Source organism: Cysteiniphilum marinum (assembly GCF_014857925.1).
In the GTDB taxonomy this organism is placed as follows: domain Bacteria; phylum Pseudomonadota; class Gammaproteobacteria; order Francisellales; family Francisellaceae; genus Caedibacter; species Caedibacter marinus.
Map to the genome: position 1 here is coordinate 20067 of NZ_JACYVZ010000012.1, position 22150 is coordinate 42216.

The 22150-nt window shown below is 38.0% G+C and carries 12 protein-coding genes and 1 riboswitch; of the genes, 8 read left to right on the forward strand and 4 right to left on the reverse strand.

The window, feature by feature from the left end; translation table 11 throughout:
• Window positions 1-112 precede the first annotated feature (112 nt).
• The 4 genes from IE867_RS07400 to IE867_RS07415 all read left to right on the forward strand — a co-directional run bounded on the left by IE867_RS07400 (window position 113) and on the right by IE867_RS07415 (window position 10459).
• The gene (locus IE867_RS07400; RefSeq protein ID WP_192484133.1) at window positions 113-5869 is read left to right on the forward strand and encodes a hypothetical protein; all 5757 of its coding nucleotides are present in this window, start codon (window positions 113-115) and stop codon (window positions 5867-5869) included.
• 164 nt (window positions 5870-6033) lie between these two features.
• Window positions 6034-9105, forward strand: a complete 3072-nt coding sequence (locus tag IE867_RS07405; RefSeq protein ID WP_192484134.1) for a hypothetical protein — start codon at window positions 6034-6036, stop codon at window positions 9103-9105.
• A 162-nt stretch (window positions 9106-9267) separates the two neighbouring features.
• Window positions 9268-9960 (forward strand): TSCPD domain-containing protein, encoded by a 693-nt coding sequence (locus IE867_RS07410; protein WP_192484135.1) that lies wholly within the window; start codon window positions 9268-9270, stop codon window positions 9958-9960.
• Between the two features lie 7 nt (window positions 9961-9967).
• The gene (locus tag IE867_RS07415; protein WP_192484136.1) at window positions 9968-10459 is read left to right on the forward strand and encodes a hypothetical protein; all 492 of its coding nucleotides are present in this window, start codon (window positions 9968-9970) and stop codon (window positions 10457-10459) included.
• 133 nt (window positions 10460-10592) lie between these two features.
• Here IE867_RS07415 and IE867_RS07420 read toward each other — a convergent pair whose 3' ends face one another.
• The 3 genes from IE867_RS07420 to IE867_RS07430 form a co-directional block, all read right to left on the reverse strand.
• Window positions 10593-11501, reverse strand: coding sequence for a LysR family transcriptional regulator (locus tag IE867_RS07420; protein WP_192484137.1), 909 nt, complete (start codon window positions 11499-11501; stop codon window positions 10593-10595).
• Window positions 11502-11869: 368 nt separating this feature from the next.
• Window positions 11870-12592 (reverse strand): hypothetical protein, encoded by a 723-nt coding sequence (locus IE867_RS07425; protein ID WP_192484138.1) that lies wholly within the window; start codon window positions 12590-12592, stop codon window positions 11870-11872.
• A 9-nt stretch (window positions 12593-12601) separates the two neighbouring features.
• Window positions 12602-14659 (reverse strand): TonB-dependent receptor, encoded by a 2058-nt coding sequence (locus tag IE867_RS07430; RefSeq protein ID WP_192484139.1) that lies wholly within the window; start codon window positions 14657-14659, stop codon window positions 12602-12604.
• 28 nt (window positions 14660-14687) lie between these two features.
• Window positions 14688-14885, reverse strand: a riboswitch (cobalamin riboswitch).
• 294 nt (window positions 14886-15179) lie between these two features.
• Between IE867_RS07430 and dxs the strand changes: the two genes are divergently transcribed.
• The gene (gene dxs, locus IE867_RS07435) at window positions 15180-17045 is read left to right on the forward strand and encodes a 1-deoxy-D-xylulose-5-phosphate synthase (RefSeq protein WP_192484140.1); all 1866 of its coding nucleotides are present in this window, start codon (window positions 15180-15182) and stop codon (window positions 17043-17045) included.
• A 9-nt stretch (window positions 17046-17054) separates the two neighbouring features.
• Here the strand turns inward: dxs and IE867_RS07440 are convergent, their stop codons facing one another.
• A complete protein-coding gene (locus IE867_RS07440; protein ID WP_225629991.1) occupies window positions 17055-18281 on the reverse strand; it encodes an MFS transporter in 1227 nt (408 codons plus the stop codon).
• 118 nt (window positions 18282-18399) lie between these two features.
• Between IE867_RS07440 and IE867_RS07445 the strand changes: the two genes are divergently transcribed.
• From IE867_RS07445 to IE867_RS07455, 3 genes are all read left to right on the forward strand, one after another.
• Window positions 18400-19251 (forward strand): LysR family transcriptional regulator, encoded by an 852-nt coding sequence (locus IE867_RS07445; RefSeq protein ID WP_192484141.1) that lies wholly within the window; start codon window positions 18400-18402, stop codon window positions 19249-19251.
• A 313-nt stretch (window positions 19252-19564) separates the two neighbouring features.
• Entirely contained in the window at window positions 19565-20554 is a 990-nt protein-coding gene (gene trhO, locus IE867_RS07450) for an oxygen-dependent tRNA uridine(34) hydroxylase TrhO (protein ID WP_192484142.1), read from the forward strand.
• Between the two features lie 134 nt (window positions 20555-20688).
• A complete protein-coding gene (locus IE867_RS07455) occupies window positions 20689-22125 on the forward strand; it encodes a coniferyl aldehyde dehydrogenase (protein WP_192484143.1) in 1437 nt (478 codons plus the stop codon).
• Window positions 22126-22150 lie beyond the last annotated feature (25 nt).

Consider the following 22150-nt stretch of genomic DNA (forward strand, 5'->3'; position numbering starts at 1 on the left):
TTATACACTAATAAGTCCTATTTAAAAAAAGTATAACTATGCTCCCTGGCACAAACATTGGCCAGTTTTGTATTTGTGATGTTAAATATCAGAATGATTCAAAGAGGAGCGTATGAAAAACAATCTTATTTCTAATTTATCTAACCCATTTAATAAATTTGGTTTACCCATTAAATTAAGTTGCATTGCCGTTGCCGTCGTGCTTTCTGGTTGCGGTGGCGGAGGTGGTAGCAGCTCAAGCGCAAATGACACGCCAGTAACTGCGGTACTTGCAGCAAGTAATAGCAATAATTACTTATGTCAAGCAGCAGAAAATGGTGATTCCAGTTGTAGTGATAGTGTGACGATTGCTAATAATGCAGGTAATACAATCACGGGTGTTGGTACATCAGTCAGTAGCAGTGCGACAATACAGCAGGCATATTTTGATGCGCTACCTGAAGGGTGTAACGCCACTTTTAATACGGATACAACAAACAGCTGTCTCCAAAGTAACGGATCATATAAAACACTAACAACAGGCGAGCAATGTCAGCTTGCCTTTAGCGTATCATGTCACGCTCCTGTGCATTTAGGTACACATCTGACGATTAAGTATCAGCATAGTAATACTGATTTTGCGCTTAATGCACCTGTGAATCAAACCTTTCTGGCAAGTGATAACTTTACATATTCGGTTGAACAAACGCCTTTAGAAATTATGTTAGGTGCTGATAGTAGTATTGTATTGACCAACCAATCAGACCAAACTTTGCGTCATCTAAAGCTTGTATTACCTGCTGCTTTATCTGGTATAAGCTCGGATACACATTTGCATATTGACGCATTAACGCCAGGTGAAAGTGCAACACTAGCATTTCATCTACCCGATGATGTGACTAAAGAGACGATTACCAATGCATTAAATCAGTTTTATGTTGTTGCAGATAACTTGAAAAGAACCATGATTCAAAATATTGATATCAATAGCGGTTTAGAAATCAAATCAGCGCCAACAGCTGCACTTAATAGCACACAAACACTCTATCCGGTAACTCTAAAGAACAATACCAACCAAAATTATGATCATGTCAGCATTGCATTATTGGATAGTCAAGGTCATATTATTCAACAAGGGATAAGTATTAATCAAAGCCAGCTAAGTGTCTTAGCTAACTCAACCAAAACGCTTTATATCAAGCTTGATAGCGATGTTGCCGAGCGTGTTGTTAAAGTTCGTGTCGACTATCAAACACACTCTGGCAATCAAACAAAAGCGTTAGATTATCAATTAGATATTGATGCGTTAATCAAAGCACAATCATTAAGTGTCAATAGTCATGTATTACCGTATGTTGATCATTTGGTTAAAACGTTAACGATTACCAATAATGGCGAATTTGATTGGTATCCTTCTATAAATGCAAGTGATTATGAGGTGAGCGGCGAAGGCATTTCGGTAAGCGCATCCTCAACAGGGCAAAGTTGCTTAAGTGGCAAAGTGGTTAAGCCTGGCGGCTCTTGCACGTTAAATGTAAGCTACACCAAAGATATTGCCCAAAATGTGCCAGATAGTGCCGCTATTAATATTCCATTGGGTGCTAATGTTGCACAAGATGGCGTCAAAACAGTGAGTTTAAGCTTGGTTGATCAAAAGGTATCACTATCACCTAAGTATCAACTGATTCCTTACGTGCTTAATACCACAGAGACTCAGGCAATATATCGCTTATTATTATCCAATGATGATCAGGAAGCGATGACGAATATTAAAGTGCATCTACCTCAAGGCTACAAAAGCGTTAATGATCCCTTAGCAGATGCCAACGCCTGTCAAGACGGTATGAGCTTAGCAAGTGGCGCAAGCTGTGTATTAAGCATCGGTCTTGTTAATCCGACTGATCTTGGTGCGCTTGCCCAAGGGAAAATCAGCATTGATGCCGATATTAATACACAAGCACATCAAAATATTGCGCAACTTGACCTATCAGCGCTTAATGTGATTGCGGCATCAAGCAATGATGCCAGTGCGGTATTGCCGAGTGTAAGCTTAAGTGAAGTCACACCAAGTAGCATAAATAATGAACGTATACAAATCACATTGAAGAATAATAGCGATCAAGATATTGTTAATTTAGCATTACATTTACCGCAAGATTTACGTGATTTATTAACAGCTGAAAGCCAATCAAGCTTAATGATTCCAGTATTAAAGCAGGGTCAGTCTTATATCTTTACACTGAGCTTTAACTCAAGCGTTGCAGCTGAGAGCTATATTGACGCGCACTATGATTCATTATTAACGAATCAAATAACACATGATTTAAGCTTAACAGCAGCAAACATGCTGGCATTGTACCCAAGCTTTGACGTAACTAAATATACGCTAGAGGCAGATAATCAAACATTAACGGCCACTGATAATCAGTCGATTAGTTTACATAATCCAACAACGAGCCCGATGGTTGTTACTAACTTGACTTTAGGTCATGGTATGACAGGAGTAAGCCTTGACCCAGCGCTTCATTTTCCATTAACAATTAATGCCAATAGTACAGTGCATATCCCGCTTGAAGTCAGTAGCTCAGCAGAGGGAAGTGCAATGTATCAAGTAGATTATAGCCTGAACAATCAAAACAAATCATTGCAAAAACAAATTAGCGTTGATAATCAGATAACAAGTCATGATATCAATATCATTGCTAACTTCTTAAGCCAGATGCAAAAGCCATTAATAGAAGGCAGTACATTACAAAAAACATTAACGATTACCAATAATGGTCAATTTGACTGGCATGTCAGTGATGATAGTGCTGACTATAAAATCATTGATTTAGCAAATAACGAGCTTGCCCAAGGGGTAACCCTTGCTCCCGCGCAATCTAGCTGCTTAAGTGCAGGTAGTATTGCGCCTAGGCAAAGTTGTACATTAGTACTTGATCTAAGTCATACGGCACCTGATCAGATCGCCCTTGAGATTGCGGCTAAAAGCAATTTAGCAGATGCAAAGAACGTGATTTATACAACAACGACAAATACTTATTTATTTGATCCAGTTGATGCGGGATTTGTACCAAATAAGGTCAAATCCTCGATAGTAGGGGCAGATGAAAATCCGGTGTACGTGAGTTATCAACTAACAAATCATGCAACGCATGCTATTACATTAGATAGTATCCCAAGCTTTAGCTTAGAAGGACACTCCACGATTAGTCTTGCAAATGAAGCTGAAATAAGCAGTTGCGTTGATGGCATGACATTACAATCTGGTGAGCATTGCACTATTCGACAAAAGCTTATGTTTAATAGTGAAGCAGCATTAACCGAAGCCGTTAATGGCTTTATCAATGTTCACGCGACAGTCGATGGGCAAAACATACAGCTTCTGCATCAAGCACTCACGGTAGGTGGTGATAGTGGTGTGGATTATATATCACCGCAATTAAGTGATTTAACCATAACAGCAGGTAAGGTAAATACCATTGAAATCAACAATCCGTCACAATATGAAAGCTTAAGTGGTGTGAGGCTGCATATCCCTGAAGTTTTAACAGGAGATAGTGATAATCTGGTGATTAACAGCTTAGCACCCTCACAATCTTATCAGTTTAGTTTCACACCTGCGATGGATCAAAGTGTATCTGATTGGTTAAATGCCAATAAAGATAGCTTGCTCGATAATGCAGAAAGCTGTTTGATTTATGCCACAGCATCTAATGGTAATAAAGTTTGTCCACCAGTTGATGTCAAAGCACCATTTGATTTAGCTGATTCAAGTATTAATGTTGATTCACCTGGGGATCATTTCTATCAATTTGAATATAGCGGAAGCTTACAAACACAGCTTGAAAATATTGCTTTGATTGCAGGAGATAGCGTTGGTTTAAGTCTTGTAAATGATCATGCAATTCCATTGACATTGCATTATGGCGATTTAAAGAGTGTTAGCTTAAATGCAGATCCTAATAGTCACATAACTAGCAATGGCGTGAAACCAAAGCTTGAGATCACCTTAAGTGGTGGTGTTAAATATGATGTGCCGATAAACCTTACACAAAACAAGGCGCAATTAACACATGGTAATCTATACATGCTTAGCCCGCAGCAAGGTGCAACAAGCACAGTGAATATGACGATTGAGAATACAGGTGCATTTAACTGGCAAATTCCAACTGCAACAAGCTTAGCAAATGATATACATTTTTATAATCAGGCAGGGCAGCTAGTTAGCTCAAACTTTGCAGTGGTAGGTGCCACGACAAATTCTTGTACTGCATTAACTTCATTGGCAACTGGTGAGAGTTGTAATTTAACGATTGAGGCGCATAGTAATGTTGTTGCAGGTGATTATACTATGCAAGTTTCTCCGGATCTTCATTTGACGATTGATGGTGGTAAGCTCAACTTGCATGTTGTTGATGAGTTAGGCTTTGAAAGTCATGTTGATAGTGGCGAAGTTGGTTTAAACACGCAAGCAATTACCTTATCCAACTACACATCGCTTGCTAAGGAAATAGATATCGGCATGCCACAAAACCAAAATGCTTATCAAGTGTTAACGACAGGTATTAATTCGCCATGGTGTACAGCGCTTACCTGTCCCAAGTCGTGTGATATCGATAATGGTAAGGTGTTCATGCCAGCGGCAACAATCGATGGAGAGAGTATTACACCAAGTCAATGTAAAGTCTACGTGCATAAAACAAATGATCCAGCACTTGCCATTGATCATATATCAATTGGCTTGCCAGGACAGATGAAAAGCTATGAATTAAGGCCATTACAAAATCTATATCTCATGAAAGACAATAAGTTATATCATAATATTTTAGACAAAGCAGATGGCTTTTTATTTGATGTTAATAATTGGCAAGAGATAGGGCAAACCTCAACAGAAGGCTCTAGTGTTGCTGATTTAGCAACAGATGATCATGGTAATGTTTATGCTGATGGGCGTTATACGACACTTTATCAACTAACTAATCAAGGAATGCAATTGGTTGCTAATTCAACAAAGAATGTCACCATTACATCACTTGAGTTTAACAAAGGGTATTTGTATGCTACGGTGTCTCAAGATCAAGAGATCTATCGTATTCCTGTTGATGAGATTGGTGTGCCAGGTGCACCAAGCTCACCAACATGGCAGAAGTATTATGATGCGCCATCTGGGTATTATTATTTGGGTGAATTAAACACGCTCCCATTTACACTTAAAAATGATAATCCTGATAGACCCACTTTGTTGATGATCTCTGAGTATAAGAATAATGGTAATGTTGCATTATATAGTAATAACAAGTGGAACAATTTAGAGTCTATTCCTGACCATAACCCACCGGCGGGCTCAGGCCAATATGGACAGATTTTCACCTTGGCAGTTAACCCAAGAATACAATTAACGCCAGTGCCGCACTATGACATTCTGTTTGGTACACACCCGACAGGTACGTCACAAAAAGGTGGTAATTCGACAATGAAAAAAGTATACAAAGCCGTATTGGGCTGTAAAGAAAATGGTGTTTTATCGGTAATTACAGGTAATGATCAGTGTCAAGCAAGTGACATGGTATTAATTGATCCAGTGAGCTTGTCAGGCGAGCTTACAGCGGGCTATCAGCTCATAAGCCAATCAGTTAATCCATATTATGGTGTGCTCAATCTGCAAATTATCTATAACCCTGTAAATTTAGTCGATCAATATATCTATATGTTAGGTAAGCGTGAGACAACACACTTTAGCACGGATGGTTCAGTCAATGAAATGTATATGATGGGTTATGATAAAAACTCACCATGGCAGACTGAGAACCCAATCCCAATGTTGGGCTCATCTCCTAAGTTTCAAGATATCGATGTGGTCAATGGTATGCAGATTAAAAAACAGTAATAGCTAAAATCAAAAATGATAGGGTGTATTTTATACACTTATCTTCTTAAGGTGTGCTTAGTACACTTTGTAATCTAACAAGATCCATAGCAGTCATAGTGTTATGGGTCTTAAATTTATCTCTGTCATTTAAAAATAGCCAAAGAGGAATATCTATGCATTGGATGAAGAAAACAGTATTTTGTTTAACCAGTATGACGGTATTAGCCATCGCTGGTTGTGGTGGTAGTGGTGGCACTAGCAGTGGTTCGGCGCCAATAGTAAGCCCTCTTGCAGTCAGCAGTAACATGCCTGAGCAATTAACGCCAGAAACCGCAATAGATAGAAGCTCAGAGGTTGAAGTTCAAGTAAAGGTAGGTATGGATCAAACGTTTGAAATGAATCAAGTCGGTGCTGCTGAATCACCATCAAAATCTGTGCACATTACAGCAGTATCGATATCACCAACTGTTGCTCAGTATGTTCATCTTGAGTCTGACCATGCAGATTCATGTTGGTCAAATGGCACAGGTGTAAACCTGCAAGCAGCGCAAAGTTGTAATCTTTACTATAGTGTTGAATCCTTGGCACCAACTGCCATTAATGGTGATGTTAAGATCGCATTAAGTGGTGCCTCGCAAACAGCGATTGAAGTGCCTGTGAAAACAATATTTAAACCTGCCAGTGAGATGACAAATGTTTTGCAGTTGCAATCATCCATCACGATGACACCAGGTGGCATGATGCAGTTTGTGATTCATAATCCTAATAATGAAGCAGTCAAAGGTGTGAAAATTGACCTAAGTCACGCACCAGATGCAGTGATTGCTGCATTAGATTTACAAGATATTACAGGTGGTCATTATAGTACAATTACGAAGATGGTATCGGCTAATACGACAATGTTAGCATCTAAGCAAACGTTGACGATAGCGCTTCTTGTTAAGCCTGATGAGAATATTGCGGGTGAGGCAATTAAGTATTTCTATCAAGCGCTTGAGCAAAACAAATACCATGATAACCCCATTTTTCAGGTGATTGCAGATAATGCGCAAGATTTGGTTCCGATTAGCGTTAATGCCTATTCAGTACCAGCAACCTTATCAAGTCTTGATATTAAAACACCAGGGGAGTATCAACAGACACTTACCAATCATAGTACTCGGGCAATGATGATCAAAACGATTGATTTGACATTGCCACAAGGTGTGACACTTAAAAATATGCAGAATACGCAAAATATTCAAAAAACGTGCCAGAAAGATACCTTATTGGCAGCGGGCAGAAGTTGTGTGCTGTCATATCAAGTTGCAGATAATGCCTATCAAGCTCAGGATTTTAATAAGCGCTTTGCTAATATTAATTATTTTTCTGATCAAATAGCTTATAGCACTCAAGATCAAGTCTCTGATCAAGATGTAACAATTGCAGGTGCGGATGTTGGCTTTAAAGAAGCATCGCATTACATTAATATGGATTCGCATAATAGCGTGATCAATGTTGCGATGGTGAATCACGGTGCCTTTGCTTGGCAGCTGCCTAATAGTTTGGATGCATTTCAGTTATATCAAAACACAACAAATCAACCACTACAAGGTGACTATCTGAGTGTTATCGCACCAACCAATGGTCAAGTATCTTGTGCAGTGGGTGGGACATTAGCGGTAAATAGCACCTGTTATATTGGGATTAAGTATACGCAATTAAACGCGTCACCCGATGCTAAAGGTTATCGTTTAAGCCTAGCAAAACAAACCAATATAACGGCAGCGATTAATAGTAATATCTATTTAACCAAAAGCGGGGTTAATGCCGAAATATCGCAAGATGATAATACGGTTTATCCGAGTGTCAAAGCGATTAAACTCACCAATACCAATTTTAATAACGAGTCGGTTTTGGTGTCATTAACTAATGACAATCTTAAGCAGTTTTCTGTCTATGATGGCACGCAATCTTGGTGTAGTGCCAATACGTGCCCTAAATCATGTTTTAACAGTGATCAGTTATTTACAAAAGGACAAATCAATACATTAACGCTTGATGCTTATTCTACGAAAAGCGATAACACCTGTTATATTTATGTCAAAGGGCAAGATGTAAATACAGGAGATAAAGCAACGGCCTTATTACAGATTGACAAGCTTGGCGCTCATGCGGATAAAAATAAAAGATTTAATTTTACGGCAAGTGGTGTACTGTATGCGAGTGTGAACAGCCAGACAACACCTTATGTTTATCAGTATGATCAAGCGGGGTGGCATGTACTATTTGTTGGGAAAAGCACAGGTGAGTATATGTTAAATAGCTTTATTTCAGGCGTTGGCATTTCTCCTCAAGGTGTCGTTTTTATCAGTAATGGTTACCAAACATTGAAGCGTCCATTTTTGCCAGATGTTTATCCACCAGTTTTGGGTAAGCGCTTTACTTCAGTGCTATCTATTAACGGTCAGAATACTTTTTTGGGGTTAAGTGATGCATTGGGGGATTTAGGTCAACGTACACATATCAAGATCAATAGTTCAGGACAAATTGTTGTGTCCAATGTTGGCATGATAGAGGATACACATGCCTATATAGCGCAAGCCTCAACCAATGATTTTAATGGTTGGAATAAGTTGGCAACACCTGTTTCATCAACGATTAAAGATGCAATACCAATGACTTTAGATGACAAAGGTGACTTATATTACATAGCAACTGAACAAGGTCAAACCTATAAATTAACCAATCAAAACAACTCGCCATTAACACAAACGATTGCTAAAGCACTTGGCACTATTAAGGTGTTTAACATGGGTAAAACAGCAACTGGAGATATTTATCAAAGTATGCAGTGTAGTCAAAATGGTCAAGATATGGTTTGTATTGAGGTGCTTAAGAATAGTGTATGGCAACAAATAGCTACCTTTCCAAATGATACGAGCTCTAACATGTCCGTCGCATTTGATAGCAATGGCAATGTTTACTTTTCTTCACTGAACACGCATGCGGTCTATTATGCGAATAAAAATACGCCAAGACAGATTCTAGGTGCTGATTCTAACCCATTTAAACAAGTCAATATTTATGGATTAAAAACGGTTAATGATACGGTTTATGTATTAGCAAGTAATGGGTTATATACCTATGATCAGTCACAAGCTAAATGGCAATTATTAGCTAATTTGCCAGCGGCTAATTTATCTGAAAACCCAGAGATTATGAACAATCTGCGTGTTGCAACGCAATTGGATGTAGGCACTGATAGCCATTGATTCTTGAATTTATTAACTGCAGCCAATAAGATCAAAAAGTAAAGCAAAACTTCAACAAATTATCGATTGTTTTCATCGGCATGCTCAGGCAAAATAAGACGACTTTTGATGCGCGATTTATCGCAAATTTTTTATTAACCGTTTAGAGTAAAAAGAGTAAAAATGGCAGTTAAAATAGAGAAAAAAATCACAGGCTTTAATATTGTCAAACCCGATGATGGGGCAAACAATGTTGCAGTTAAATCAACAAAAAAAGAAAAATCACATCAGCAAATGAGTGAAAATATCAAGCGTCCAGAATCATTGCTTGGTGAAACCTATAAGATTAAGCCACCTCAGGCAGAGCATGCACTGTATGTGACAATTAATGATATCGTTTTAAATGAAGGCACTGAGCATGAGATGCGTCGCCCATTTGAGATCTTTTTGAGTTCTAAAAATATGGAGCACTTTCAATGGACGATTGCTTTGACTTTGATTATTTCAGCGGTTTTTCGCAAAGGGGGGGATATTACCTTTTTAGTTGAAGAGTTACGATCTGTTTTTGATCCTAATGGCGGTTATTTAAAGCGTGGTGGAAAGTATATTCCTTCATTAGTTTCTGAAATTGGTGATGTTATTGAAAAGCATTTAAAGAAAATTGGCATGTTGCCAGATGATGAGTTAGATGAAGAACAGAAGCAATATATTGCTGCTAAGCGTCAAGAGCTGGATCAACGTCAACAACCAAGTAATGACGCAAGCAGTAACTTTCCACCTGAGTCACAACTGTGCACCAAATGCAGTACCAAAGCGATGGTACGTATGGATAATTGCTTAACATGCTTAAATTGCGGTTACTCTAAGTGCGGATAAATCAATCATGATTTATGCCTTTTTCTATCTTGCTTTTTGCATTTATCTTGGTTTTTTTCTTAAGAGTAAATGGGCGACATTACTGCTTGCGATCTCTGTGATAAGTTGGTTTGTTGTGCGTTTGCCTGAGATTAATGCTGATCTTAGTTGGCGCTTTACTTTAACAATCATCGCTTATATGACTGAATTTGTGGTGTTGCTGTATTTTTTCCCTAAAAAAATCATTCAACTAACGCGCCCAAATGTACAGAAAAACTTAATTGTGACAGGCGTTTTATTGGTTGTTTTTAGTGTGGTTGTATTATTTAGCAGCCTCGCAATTCCTTATATGCAGCAAGTGTTAATGCAGCAGGCAAATGCTGATATTAACCATATGTTGTCACAAATTAGTTGGCTTTATCGTTTTGGTAGTTTTGCTGGTTGGCTAAGCTTTTTTAGCTATCTTTATCTTTGGATTGGCTTAAGTCGGTTTATTGTTAAGCGTCCTTTCGGCGTTTAACGGAGGTGGGCGTATGCAATACGCCCCTACGAATCTCAACTCTCCCCTTGCGGGAGAGGTCGTGCGGCGTAAGCGGCACGGGTGAGGGGTGCTACGTTGGCTGAGCGTTAGTCGAAGCCAATTATTGGGCGCTTTAAAGCCAATGATCTTTTATGGTATTGAATAAAGCTTGCAGTTTTGGGTCATCTTTAAGCGACTTTTTAGTAATCAAGTAACAGTCTAAGGCTGGTGGTTGATAATCTTGCAATATCGACATAAGCTTTTTGTGTTTAATAGCTGATTGCACAGTAAAAGAGGGCAGATAAGCGATGCCTAGATCGCTTAACGCCATATCTAATAATGATTTACTTGAGGAACTTTTGTACTGTCCTGCTACTGCAATATGCGTCACTTCATCATGAACTTTAAATTCCCATGTGCCTTTAAAATTGTGACTATGATCAATACACTTGTGTTGGGCTAAATCCGATGGTGATTTAATATCAGCATGATCATCAAGATAGGTTTGTGTGGCACAAGTGATTTTTGTCCATGTGCCTATTTTTGCTGCATAGTAATCAAGGTGAGGAGGTAGCAAACCACAAAAAATAATACCATCAAAGTTATCTGCAATAATGTTTGGAAGATAATTGCCAATATGCCAATCCAACTGTAGTTGCGGATGTTCTAGGCTCAGAAACTTAAGCGATGGGATGCATATTTCACTGAAAACACTTTGTGGCACACCAATTTTAAGTAGCCCATATAGATTATTCTCTACACTGTGAATTTGAGTGTAGAGATTGTTTTCAAGAGCAAGTAACTCTTTGATCGTATGCCATATTTTTTGGCCTTCTGGTGTGATGCTGACATTTCTTGTATTACGATAAAATAAAGTAGCATTGTAATGGCGTTCAAGTTCTTTAATAGCATTTGAAACTTTGGATAATGTGGTATTGCAGTGCTTGGCAGTTAGTCTAAAGTTGTTTAATTGGGCGAGTGTATCAAATAATTGATAGTGCATCATGCTAAGCTTGTTTGATTTTATTTTTAAATCAGTCATATTCAAAAACTCGTTATTATCGTAAATATGGAGACAGTGTAAGATTGTTTTTGTTGATATACAATAAAATATCTTTTAGGCTTTGCTTTGATGAAGTTTGCCATACAAAAGAAGGGGAGATGCTTTTTAATCAGCTACATGGTGAGCATGTAGTCATAATAAGTTTCAATATGCCCTACAAATTTATTACCTCGCCCCTTGCGGGAGAGGTCGTGCAGCGTAAGCGGCACGGGTGAGGGGTGCTACGTTGGCTTAAGCATGGTCGAAGCCAACAGTCATCTTTACCTTTTTTAGATTCCCTTCGACAGGCTCAGGGAGCGGTCAATAATTTGAAAAGAGCTCTTATTTTCTCAGGGAACGATTGATATTTAATTGGAAGATGAAGCGATTAATTCCAAAGGAATATTGATATCAATACTATGTGGCAATAAAAGTTTATGCGTATAATTTTGTGACTGCAAAAACTGACTCAGAAGATCTTGTAGCACTTGAGGTGGTAAGGGCGAGAAGCTTATTTTCTCTATGATACCTTGATTATTAATTGTTAGCCTAATCATAACATTGAAAGATTTATAAGGTGGGGGTTGTTTGGCAAGATAGTTAGTTAGAGCACTTTGTAATTCTGACATGATATTATTTATTTCTTCAGCACTACTAAAGGCAGAGGTGGCTAAAGATGTACTCAATTTAGTGACATGATGATCTTTCTTATTCAATTGAGTCGATGATTTATTTGCTTCAATCTTCTTTTTCTCGCGATGTCGAGGTTGTATTTTTTTTGGTGGATTGTTGTAAATTTTGAGTTTTGAGTTGTGTGTTGTCAGCGGCGTATCAGCTGTTGTTGACATTTGTTCTAACATATTCATCTGAGAGGCTGCTGGTGAAATATTTGTTGCACTATTTGGGGTGTTAGTACTTACGTTGGTCTGGCTAAGATAAACAATATGTGCAGGGATGCTTTCTTTAGTTAGAGCAATAGCAATATGTTTATTTGAGGTATTACTTATATATTCAGCAACCACACATAAAAGAGCAATAACTAAGATAACACTTGAGTGCAAAGCAAGAGAAAGCAGGGTTGCATGTTTCATAACAAGCGATTAAAACTGATATTGAATATTAAGCATTGCGACAATGCCATCGGCAGGGTAGTAGCTTAGGTCTTTTAAATTATAGGTTGAAACATAACTGTAATAGAACTGATTAAACAGGTTATAAATATTGAAATTAAACTGCCAATGATCGATCTGATACTTAGCGCCAAGGTTGGTAAGGAAATAACCACGTTGTTTAGCAAGGCTATTGGTATAATCACCATAGGCGTAGCTTGCACTATAATATTGCTCTTGTAGCCAGAAAGAGAGTTTGTCATTAAATTGCCAATGGCTATGGACCTCAGCAGCAAAGGGAGGTTGACCAGGTACTTGATTGTTACTAATATCAACGTTAATTTTATTGCTATTTTTAAAAAAACCGGATCTAAAAGTATTTAGATTAAAGGCAAAACTGCCGCCAAGACTTAAACTCGGCAGCCATGCGTAATCAAGAGCGAATAAATTACCAATGGTTTGTGTCGGTGGTAAATTAATATTGGCACCTGGGAATTGTGAATCTGGGACTGGGTAACTTGGATCATAATCAATCTGGTTATTAATCAGCATCCAGTAACTGCTATTCTTAACAGTCAACTTATCGTTTTTATAGGTGTTATCAAGCTGATAAATCCATGCCGTTTGCGGATTTAAGCCAAAGCTTGTTGTTGTCCCAGGGGTTAAATTAGATTGATCAATAAAAGGCAGCTGATAAGCATATGAAGCTGAAGCGCGTGTATTAAACGTCTTATTCCAGTTGTATTGCAAATAAATATCACCAGCACCAATATTAATCACTTGTGAGCCTGAGCTATTACTCGAGATAAAATTACCTGTAGTATAGCTATGCTCAAAACGCCCACCAATACCACTTTGCCAGTTTTTGTTTAGGGTAAAGTCACTTTGGTTAAATAATGCAATGCTGGTTTGTGTCGCATTATTTATTGTGCTGCTTTGTCTGAAGGTTTGATAATTAAACTCGCTACCAAATGTATTTTTCACAAAATCATTGTCAAATACAATGCTTGGGCGTAAATAAAATAAGCTACTGCCTTGTTTAGAGGAGTAGTTTGATTCTGCAAAAATAGCATTAGCCCATTGCTGTTGATATTGCGATTTGAGGTTAAATTGCCATTGTTTATCAAGTGTTTGTTCAAAATTAAGCTGCGTGTTAATGGTGTGATTAATATATTTTTCTTTGCCACTACTCGCTTGCCATGGATTATCATCGCTTTGTTGTTGATTTAGTGCTCCTGGGAAGTGCAAATATTGATAACTATCACTGAAGTTCAGTGAAAACTTTTGTGTGTTAGTTTGATGCATTAGGGCAATATAGGCATTATTGCTATTGTTGCGTGAATAATTGCGATAGCCATCAATGCTTTGACTAGTATTAGCAAACTGTAAACTCCATGTTTTCTCATTATCCAATAGCTGATTAATAAAGACATTAACGCCAGCACCAAATGGATAGCCGCCAGATAATCCAATCATGTATTTATCTTCAGCTATAAATTTCTGTTTAATATTAATCGTGCCACCTAAGCCCATGCCGCCATAAAGTACACTACTGGCTGTAGGATCAATGGCGATACTTTCAATGCTATCTTGTGGGATCAAAGAGATATTTTGCGCTTGTGAGTTAAATTGATTCAGTGGAATACCATTTAATAAAACGCTCGCACGTTGCCCCTTTAAATAAAAACTGGGGTTTGCTGCACTACTATTATTGCTGTTAACCCAAGCATTTTGCTCAATGGTGCGGTCAATGCTTTGATTGGCATAATTAGGCATTAAGGAGACGCTAATCGGTGAGCTAGAGGCATCGCTATTGTTGCTTTGTGTTTTGTTTTCATCATTATTTAAATGATTCGCATAATTTATAACAATCGTTGGTAAGGTGTATTCAGTCGCTGATAGCTGTTTATCATCACTAGTGGCTTTGACATTTTTTGCATTTTTTACATTATTATCACTGTCGTTATTCTGTTGATCAGCAAAGCTTGTTTGCCCAACGATGGACAATAGTATGATGGCACTTAAAGTGCGAAAACGGTATGGTTGCATGGAGCCCTCTTTGTTGTTTATATCCCCGTAAACGTTGTGTTATTAGGCAGGTTTCCGGACTTATCCCAAATGCTTCTTCCCAGTTGCCCAGTGAATGATTGCAAACGCTTTTTAAGCTATCTTTAAAAGTGTGGTTTACCGTTGCGGGTACAGTATTGGATTTACACCAATTTCCCTTTTAACTCATGTATAAAGAACGATGAGCACCTAACAGGCGCTGATATTAGAGCGCTTTAAAGCAAATAGCAAGTGTAAACGTTGGCTTAAGCGTTTGTTGAAGCCAATTTCCATCTTTACTTTTTTTACATTCCCTTCGACTTCGCTCAGGGAACGGTAAATAATGTGAGTGATTACAAGCGTTAGCCTTAACTCTCATGACCTATTGAATTTTGCTTAAGGCACGATTGACTATTGAGTTAATAACATTAAAAGCAAAGAATATTAAGGGTTTTACTTGAGAAAGCCAGCATAGTAAAGGATACTATGCCACAGAACTAAAATAGACAAATTGCTTGTTGTTATGTCAAAAACAAATCGTGCAAATTACCCCTTGTTAGCAAAGATTAACTCGCCTTGTGATTTGCGCAAACTTGCCGTTTCTCAATTAACACATTTAGCGACTGAAATACGCACCTTCCTTGTTGAGACGTTAGATGTCTCAGGTGGGCATTTTGCTAGTAGCTTAGGCGCTTTGGAGCTAACCATTGCTTTACATTATGTCTATGATACACCCAATGATCACTTGGTGTGGGATGTGGGGCATCAAACCTATGTGCACAAGATCCTAACAGGGCGTGCTGATGAGCTAATTACTATTAAAAAGCCTGGTGGCATTTCAGGCTTTCCTAAGCGCAGTGAAAGTGTTTATGATAGCTTTGGTGTAGGGCATTCCAGTACATCAATAGGGGCTGCTTTAGGCATGGCAGAAGCGGATAAACTCAAAGAATCAAATGCTAAATCTGTTGCCATTATTGGTGATGGGGCCTTAACCGCAGGTATGGCATTTGAAGCGTTAAATCATGCCGGTGGTATGCATTCAGATATTTTGGTGGTGCTAAATGACAATGAGATGTCTATCTCTGAGAATGTTGGTGCGCTTACGAGTCATTTGACTAAAATTCTATCGGGATCAACCTATAACAATATTCGTGAAACTGGTAAAAAATTTCTTAAAAAACTCCCAGGCGCCTTTGAGCTGGCAAAACGCTTGGAAACCCAAGCCAAGGGGATGTTTGTACCGGCTAATTTATTCGAGGCACTTAATTTTTACTATGTGGGTCCAATTGATGGACATGACATTGAAGCTTTGGTTGAAGCATTAAAAACAATTAAATATCATGACGGTCCTAAGCTTTTGCATATCTTAACCAAAAAGGGTAAAGGCTATGAAAAGGCAGAGGAAGATCCGATTAAGTTTCATCATGTTAATCCACAGTTTAATTCAAATTTAGCGACTAAAGGTGTATCACAAGTCAAATTAAGCTACTCAAATATCTTTGGGCAGTGGCTATGTGATATGGCAGCAAAAGATGACAAGCTTGTTGGTATCACGCCTGCGATGCGTGAAGGATCAGATTTGATTCGCTTTTCAAAAGAATACCCTAAACGCTACTATGATGTTGCGATTGCTGAGCAACATGCGGTGACGTTTGCCGCGGGTCTTGCTTGTGAGGGTTATAAACCGGTTGTTGCTATTTATTCAACCTTTTTACAACGCGCTTATGATCAAGTGATTCATGATGTGAGTTTACAGAATTTAGATATTCTCTATGCTGTGGATCGTGCTGGCATTGTGGGAGCTGATGGCGCGACACATGCGGGAATTTTTGATTTAAGCTTTATGCGTTGTATTCCTAATACCGTTGTCATGACGCCAAGTGATGAAAACGAGTGTTATCACATGTTAAGCTTAGGCTTTAAACACCAAGGTCCGGCGATGGTGCGTTACCCGCGTGGTACGGGCACAGGTGCCGAGATTACAGAAAGTTTTGACCTGAAAATGGGACAATCAAAATGCGCACGCCAAGGTCAAAAAGTGGCGATTTTAAACTTTGGCACTTTACTGCCAATAGCCATCAAAGCAGCTGAACAACTTAATGCTACTGTGATAGACATGCGCTTTGTCAAGCCATTAGATACACAGATAATTAAAGAGCTGGTTAATTCGCATGAGATTATTCTTACATTAGAAGAGAATGTGATTATGGGTGGCGCTGGATCTGCAGTGAATGAATATCTAATTGCTAATGACCTATTAAGTAAAATCAAAGTGCGTAACATCGGATTGCCTGACCATTATCAGGATCATGGTGATAAAAATGCATTATTGTCAGAAGTAGGTATTTCAGTAGAGGGTATTATTCAACTAGTTGAGTCAATTGTTTAAGTCAATAAATTAAGTAGCAGGGCAAGTCTCAAGGGATGGTTTCTTGCGCTGAGATATAGCAAGATAAGCACCAAAGAAGGTAAGTAGTAATCCAACCCAAATAGCGTAAGAAATAATAAGTCCATTATAACCAAAGCGGGTGAGATAAGCGCCAAGACTGCTAAAGGTAAAAGCAAATAGATTTTGCACCAATCCAATAGCGGATGCCGCAGTCCCGCGGCGATGTGGATGAAGTGACAATGCTTGACTTACTAAATTTGGCATGCCAATACCTGCGCCAATGGTAAAGATAAAAAATGGAATGGCTAATAACCATGCCGATAGAGTAATACTAGCTATCTCAGCAATAACAACTAAGCTAAAAACAATAACGGCGATGCTTACAGGCAACATAAACATCTGTTTAAATGACGTGCCTTTTTTCAGTAAAAATTTAGAGAAGGTGCCCCCCAAAATAAACGCCACTGAAATTGGTATAAAGAACAGGCTAAAACTCTTTGTCGCAAAATGAAGCTTTGTCAGCAAAAAAGGAACCTGTGATAAGTAGACATATACCGACATGTAGATCGTAGCACTGGCAAAGGCAAGTACCATAAACTGTGCATCAACAACCAGGTGTTTATATTGTTTTAAAATGGATAATACAATGTGTGTTTGCTCTAGCTTGTGTTGTGGCTTTTTAGTTTGCGATGCGGTTTTTGGCGCAGGTAGACTTAATGTCAGTCCAATGAGGATAATTGCCAGAATAGTTAGGGTAACAAAAAGCGCTTGCCAGTGGCTAAATGATAGAATAAATCCACCAAACATGGGGGCCAATGCGGGCATTGAACCAATGATAATAAAGCCTGAGTTAATCATGTGCTTTGCTTTGTCTTCAAAGTAGGTAAAGCTTAAAACTTGCCATAAACAAAGCGCACTGGCAGCACTTAAACCTTCAATAAAACGTGCAAAGATGAAGGTGGATATGTTTGGTGAAAATATCGCAATTAAATTCGCAATAATATAAAGTGTCAGTCCAAAAATAAGCACTTTAGAAGTTTTGATATGATCGGCGATCGCTCCATATAAAGGGATACCTATCGCTAAGCCAAGCATATAAAAACTAACGGTAAGACTAATATGTGCCTTGGTAGTAGCGAAAGTGTGTTGTAATGTCGGCATCGCTGGAATGTAGATGTTTACGGTTAAGATAGACAATAAAGCAAGTAAATAAATCAGTAGTTTTAGTTGATTCATGATAATTACCTTCGGTTTTTGAACTTGTTAGCAGTATACAAAATTTAATGTTAATTAAAATTGAATGATATTTAATATGATGTTAACTTATTTTAAACGGTATCGAGTGAGAAGCTAAATGAACTATACCTTGCAACAATTGCGTGTTTTTATATCCGTCTATGAGTTAAAAAGCTTACGCCAAAGTGCAGAATTAATGTTTTTAACACCGCCAGCTTTGACCAAACAGCTACAAAACTTAGAAGATATTCTGGGATTTCAATTGTTTGAACGAACCAATAATAAATTAACAGCTAACAACAAAGGGCATGCTTTTTATACGATGATTAAGGCCATGCTACTTGAGTTTGATCGTATTAATCAGTTGGAGTTGCCTTTTTTAAAGCATAAAAATCCAACGCTTAAAATTGCCTTATCACAAATATTTGAGCAGAGTCTATTTTGTAAAATCAACCAAGTTATGAAGCTTGATCAATCATTTGATTATGATCTTGTTGTTGAAAATAAAACAAAACATATTGAACTGTTATTGAAATATGAGGTAGATGTTGCCTTAGTTGTACTTAATGAAGGCGAAAAAAATATGTTTAAAGAGCATGGCTTTGACGTTAGACTATATACTGATATCGTTCTTGATGCTTATATTTCACGTGATTTAGCAAAAGGGTTTGATCATATTGAGCAAGGCTTGAAAACACTAAAATATATTTTGTTAACTCAATTAAAAGATACGTTACAGATTAAAAGTGCACTTTATTTTTCCTCTTATACGACAATATTGCATGCAATTACCCAAGGAATTGGTTATGGCTTCTTGCCAACACCACTGTTGGCTGCCCAGGAAAAAGAGATGCTTTTGAATATAAATGACCAGATTTCTGAGAACATGCCTAATATACAAAGTTATTATGTTTATGCGCAAAATTCACCACTATTGAGCCTTATTGAAATGGTTTTTAATGTCAGATAAAAGCAATTATAGCTATCCCATCTATACTTTCCGTACGATTTTCGTTATCTACTTGGTATTTTTACATGATGGTATTTTGCTAATAGAATAGGCTATTAACTGCAATACCATCATGCAAAACCACTCAAGTATATTTAGAAACTAAATACCTAAAGCATAAATGGAATAGCTATATTTGGCGTTTAGGTGAAATGGTGTATAATGCGCTCACTTGGCACCCATCATACATCATATTTTGATTGCGGTTGTGTGTTTAAAATCGAATAATACAAATGATAGATAGTAGAAATAAATAAGGTATAAAGGGTATAGCATGTCAAAGTACGTGGTTTCAGCACTGTATAAGTTTGTCACACTGGACGATTATGAAGCATTAAGAGCACCATTGTTAAAAACAATGGAAGATAATATGGTGCGTGGTACGCTATTGTTAGCTAAAGAGGGTATCAATGGTACGATTGCGGGAACCGCAGCAGGTATTGAAGCGGTGCTTAAGTTTTTAAAATCTGATTCACGTTTGGATGATTTGGTACATAAAGAATCATTTGATGAGCATATTCCTTTTAATCGCACTAAGGTAAAGTTGAAAAAAGAAATTGTGACCTTAGGTGTCGAAGGATTAGATCCTCTTAAAGTATGTGGCACTTACGTTAAACCACAAGATTGGAATGCCTTAATTTCTGATCCTGACGTTTTATTAATTGATACACGCAATGATTATGAGATTGACATTGGTACGTTTAAAAATGCGGTTAACCCGCATACGGAGACGTTTCGTGAGTTTCCCGAATATGTTGAAAAGCATTTAGATAAGACAAAACACAAAAAAGTCGCAATGTTTTGCACCGGTGGCATTCGTTGTGAAAAATCAACTGCCTTTTTGAAAGAACAGGGCTTTGATGAGGTCTATCATTTAGAAGGTGGTATTTTAAAATATCTTGAAGAAGTACCTGAAGAAAAAAGTCTATGGCAAGGTGAGTGCTTTGTCTTTGATTCACGTGTTGCTGTGACGCATGATTTAGCCAAAGGTCAATATGATCAATGTTATGCTTGCCGTCGTCCAATTACTGAAGAAGATAAGCTTAAACCTGAGTATGAGCAAGGAGTATCTTGTCATCATTGTAAGGGCAATCATACCTCTGAACAAAGAAAGCGTTTCTTAGAGCGTGAAAAACAAAGCCAGTTAGCACGTGAACGAGGCGAGTTGCATATCGGTGAAGAGGCAAAACAAGTCGGCTTAATCCGTAAAGCGCAGAAACAGCAAAAGCGCGAAAGAGATCGTTTGGCGAATAAGAGTCGTTAACAATAAGTAGATTAATCAATTACCCCTCACCCGTGCAGCTAGCCTAGCTGCACGACCTCTCCCGCAAGGGGAGAGGTATGAGCTGATGCAATTTATTTATACTTATTACTTAAAGCAAAGGGATAGCTAGATCAATGGAAAATATCGATAAAACACATTTATTAAAACTGCTTTCACTACAGCAAAAAGCTTTTTCACTTGATCAATATCCTGATTATGCATTACGTAAAGAGAAGCTTAAGCGTTTATATTCAGCATTATTAAAGCATGAAGAGGCATTGATTGATGCAGTAAATGATGACTTTGGTCATCGTAGTGTCAATGAGACTTGGTTGAGTGAGATTTTTCAAGTTACCAGTACCATTAAGTATGTCCTTAAATCTTTGCGCAGTTGGATAGCTAAAGAGAAACGTCATACCAGTGTGATTTTTAAGCCTGCTAAAAACTATATTTATTATCAGCCCGTAGGTGTTGTTGGCATTATGGTGCCATGGAACTATCCTATTTTGTTGAGTTTGTCGCCGCTTATCTATGCATTGGCTGCGGGAAATCGAGTGTGCATTAAACTCTCAGAACATACACCTAAAACCAATCGCGTGATGATGGAAATTTGCAAACTCGCTTTTAATATTGATGAAGTGGCGGTTGTCACGGGTGATGCTAAAGTGGCACAGAGTTTTAGCGAGTTACCTTTTGATCATTTGTTTTTTACTGGATCAACGGCTATTGGCAGAAAGGTAATGGAGGCTGCCGCTAAAAATTTAACACCTGTGACGCTTGAATTAGGCGGCAAATCGCCGTTAGTTATCAGTCAAAACTTTCCTTTAAAAAAAGCGGCTAAAATGATTACTTTTGCCAAAGGCTTAAATGCCGGACAAACCTGTATTGCACCGGATTATGTATTTGTTCATGCGCAAAAACTTGAGGCATTTGTAGCTGAAATGGACGTAGCGTTTAAAGAAATGTATCCGCAATACATGACTAATGATGATTATAGTAGCGTGATTAATGAGGCACAGTTTAATCGCTTGCAAGAATATATTGAGGAGGCAAAAGGTCAAGGTGTTAAGTTTGTTACATTAGATGTATTTAAAGTAACGAATGACCAAAGTCGAAAAATGCCAATTACACTGCTATTAAATCCAAAGAAGGATTTACAAGTGATGCAAGATGAGATCTTTGGTCCATTGTTACCTGTGTTAAGCTATCAATCGATTGAAGAGGTGATAAGTTATATTAACCAAAAACCTCGTCCATTGGCTGCTTACCTTTTGAGTTATGACCGTGCTGAACAAGAGTATATTAATAGGAATATTATTAGTGGCGGGATGTGTATCAATGATGTGTTAAACCATATCGCGCAGCATGATCTACCTTTTGGTGGCGTTGGTAGTTCAGGTATGGGGCGCTATCACGGTTTTGAAGGGTTTAAAACATTCTCTAATGCCAAATCAATTTGTCAGCGCAGTAGACTCAATAGTGCCCTTTGGCTTTATCCGCCTTATGGGCAACGATTTTCTTGGTTTCGTAAACTCTTTAAGGATAGATGGCAGTTTCCCACTGCAAAATGATTTATGGGTGATATAATTCATCATT

Excerpts from the sequence above, each read along its gene's own strand:
- IE867_RS07400 (WP_192484133.1), top strand. The coding sequence starts at position 113 with ATGAAAAACAATCTTATTTCTAATTTATCTAACCCATTTAATAAATTT.
- IE867_RS07405 (WP_192484134.1), top strand. The coding sequence starts at position 6,034 with ATGAAGAAAACAGTATTTTGTTTAACCAGTATGACGGTATTAGCCATC.
- IE867_RS07410 (WP_192484135.1), top strand. The coding sequence starts at position 9,268 with ATGGCAGTTAAAATAGAGAAAAAAATCACAGGCTTTAATATTGTCAAA.
- IE867_RS07415 (WP_192484136.1), top strand. The coding sequence starts at position 9,968 with ATGATTTATGCCTTTTTCTATCTTGCTTTTTGCATTTATCTTGGTTTT.
- IE867_RS07420 (WP_192484137.1), bottom strand. The coding sequence starts at position 11,501 with ATGACTGATTTAAAAATAAAATCAAACAAGCTTAGCATGATGCACTAT.
- IE867_RS07425 (WP_192484138.1), bottom strand. The coding sequence starts at position 12,592 with ATGAAACATGCAACCCTGCTTTCTCTTGCTTTGCACTCAAGTGTTATC.
- IE867_RS07430 (WP_192484139.1), bottom strand. The coding sequence starts at position 14,659 with ATGCAACCATACCGTTTTCGCACTTTAAGTGCCATCATACTATTGTCC.
- dxs (WP_192484140.1), top strand. The coding sequence starts at position 15,180 with ATGTCAAAAACAAATCGTGCAAATTACCCCTTGTTAGCAAAGATTAAC.
- IE867_RS07440 (WP_225629991.1), bottom strand. The coding sequence starts at position 18,281 with ATGAATCAACTAAAACTACTGATTTATTTACTTGCTTTATTGTCTATC.
- IE867_RS07445 (WP_192484141.1), top strand. The coding sequence starts at position 18,400 with ATGAACTATACCTTGCAACAATTGCGTGTTTTTATATCCGTCTATGAG.
- trhO (WP_192484142.1), top strand. The coding sequence starts at position 19,565 with ATGTCAAAGTACGTGGTTTCAGCACTGTATAAGTTTGTCACACTGGAC.
- IE867_RS07455 (WP_192484143.1), top strand. The coding sequence starts at position 20,689 with ATGGAAAATATCGATAAAACACATTTATTAAAACTGCTTTCACTACAG.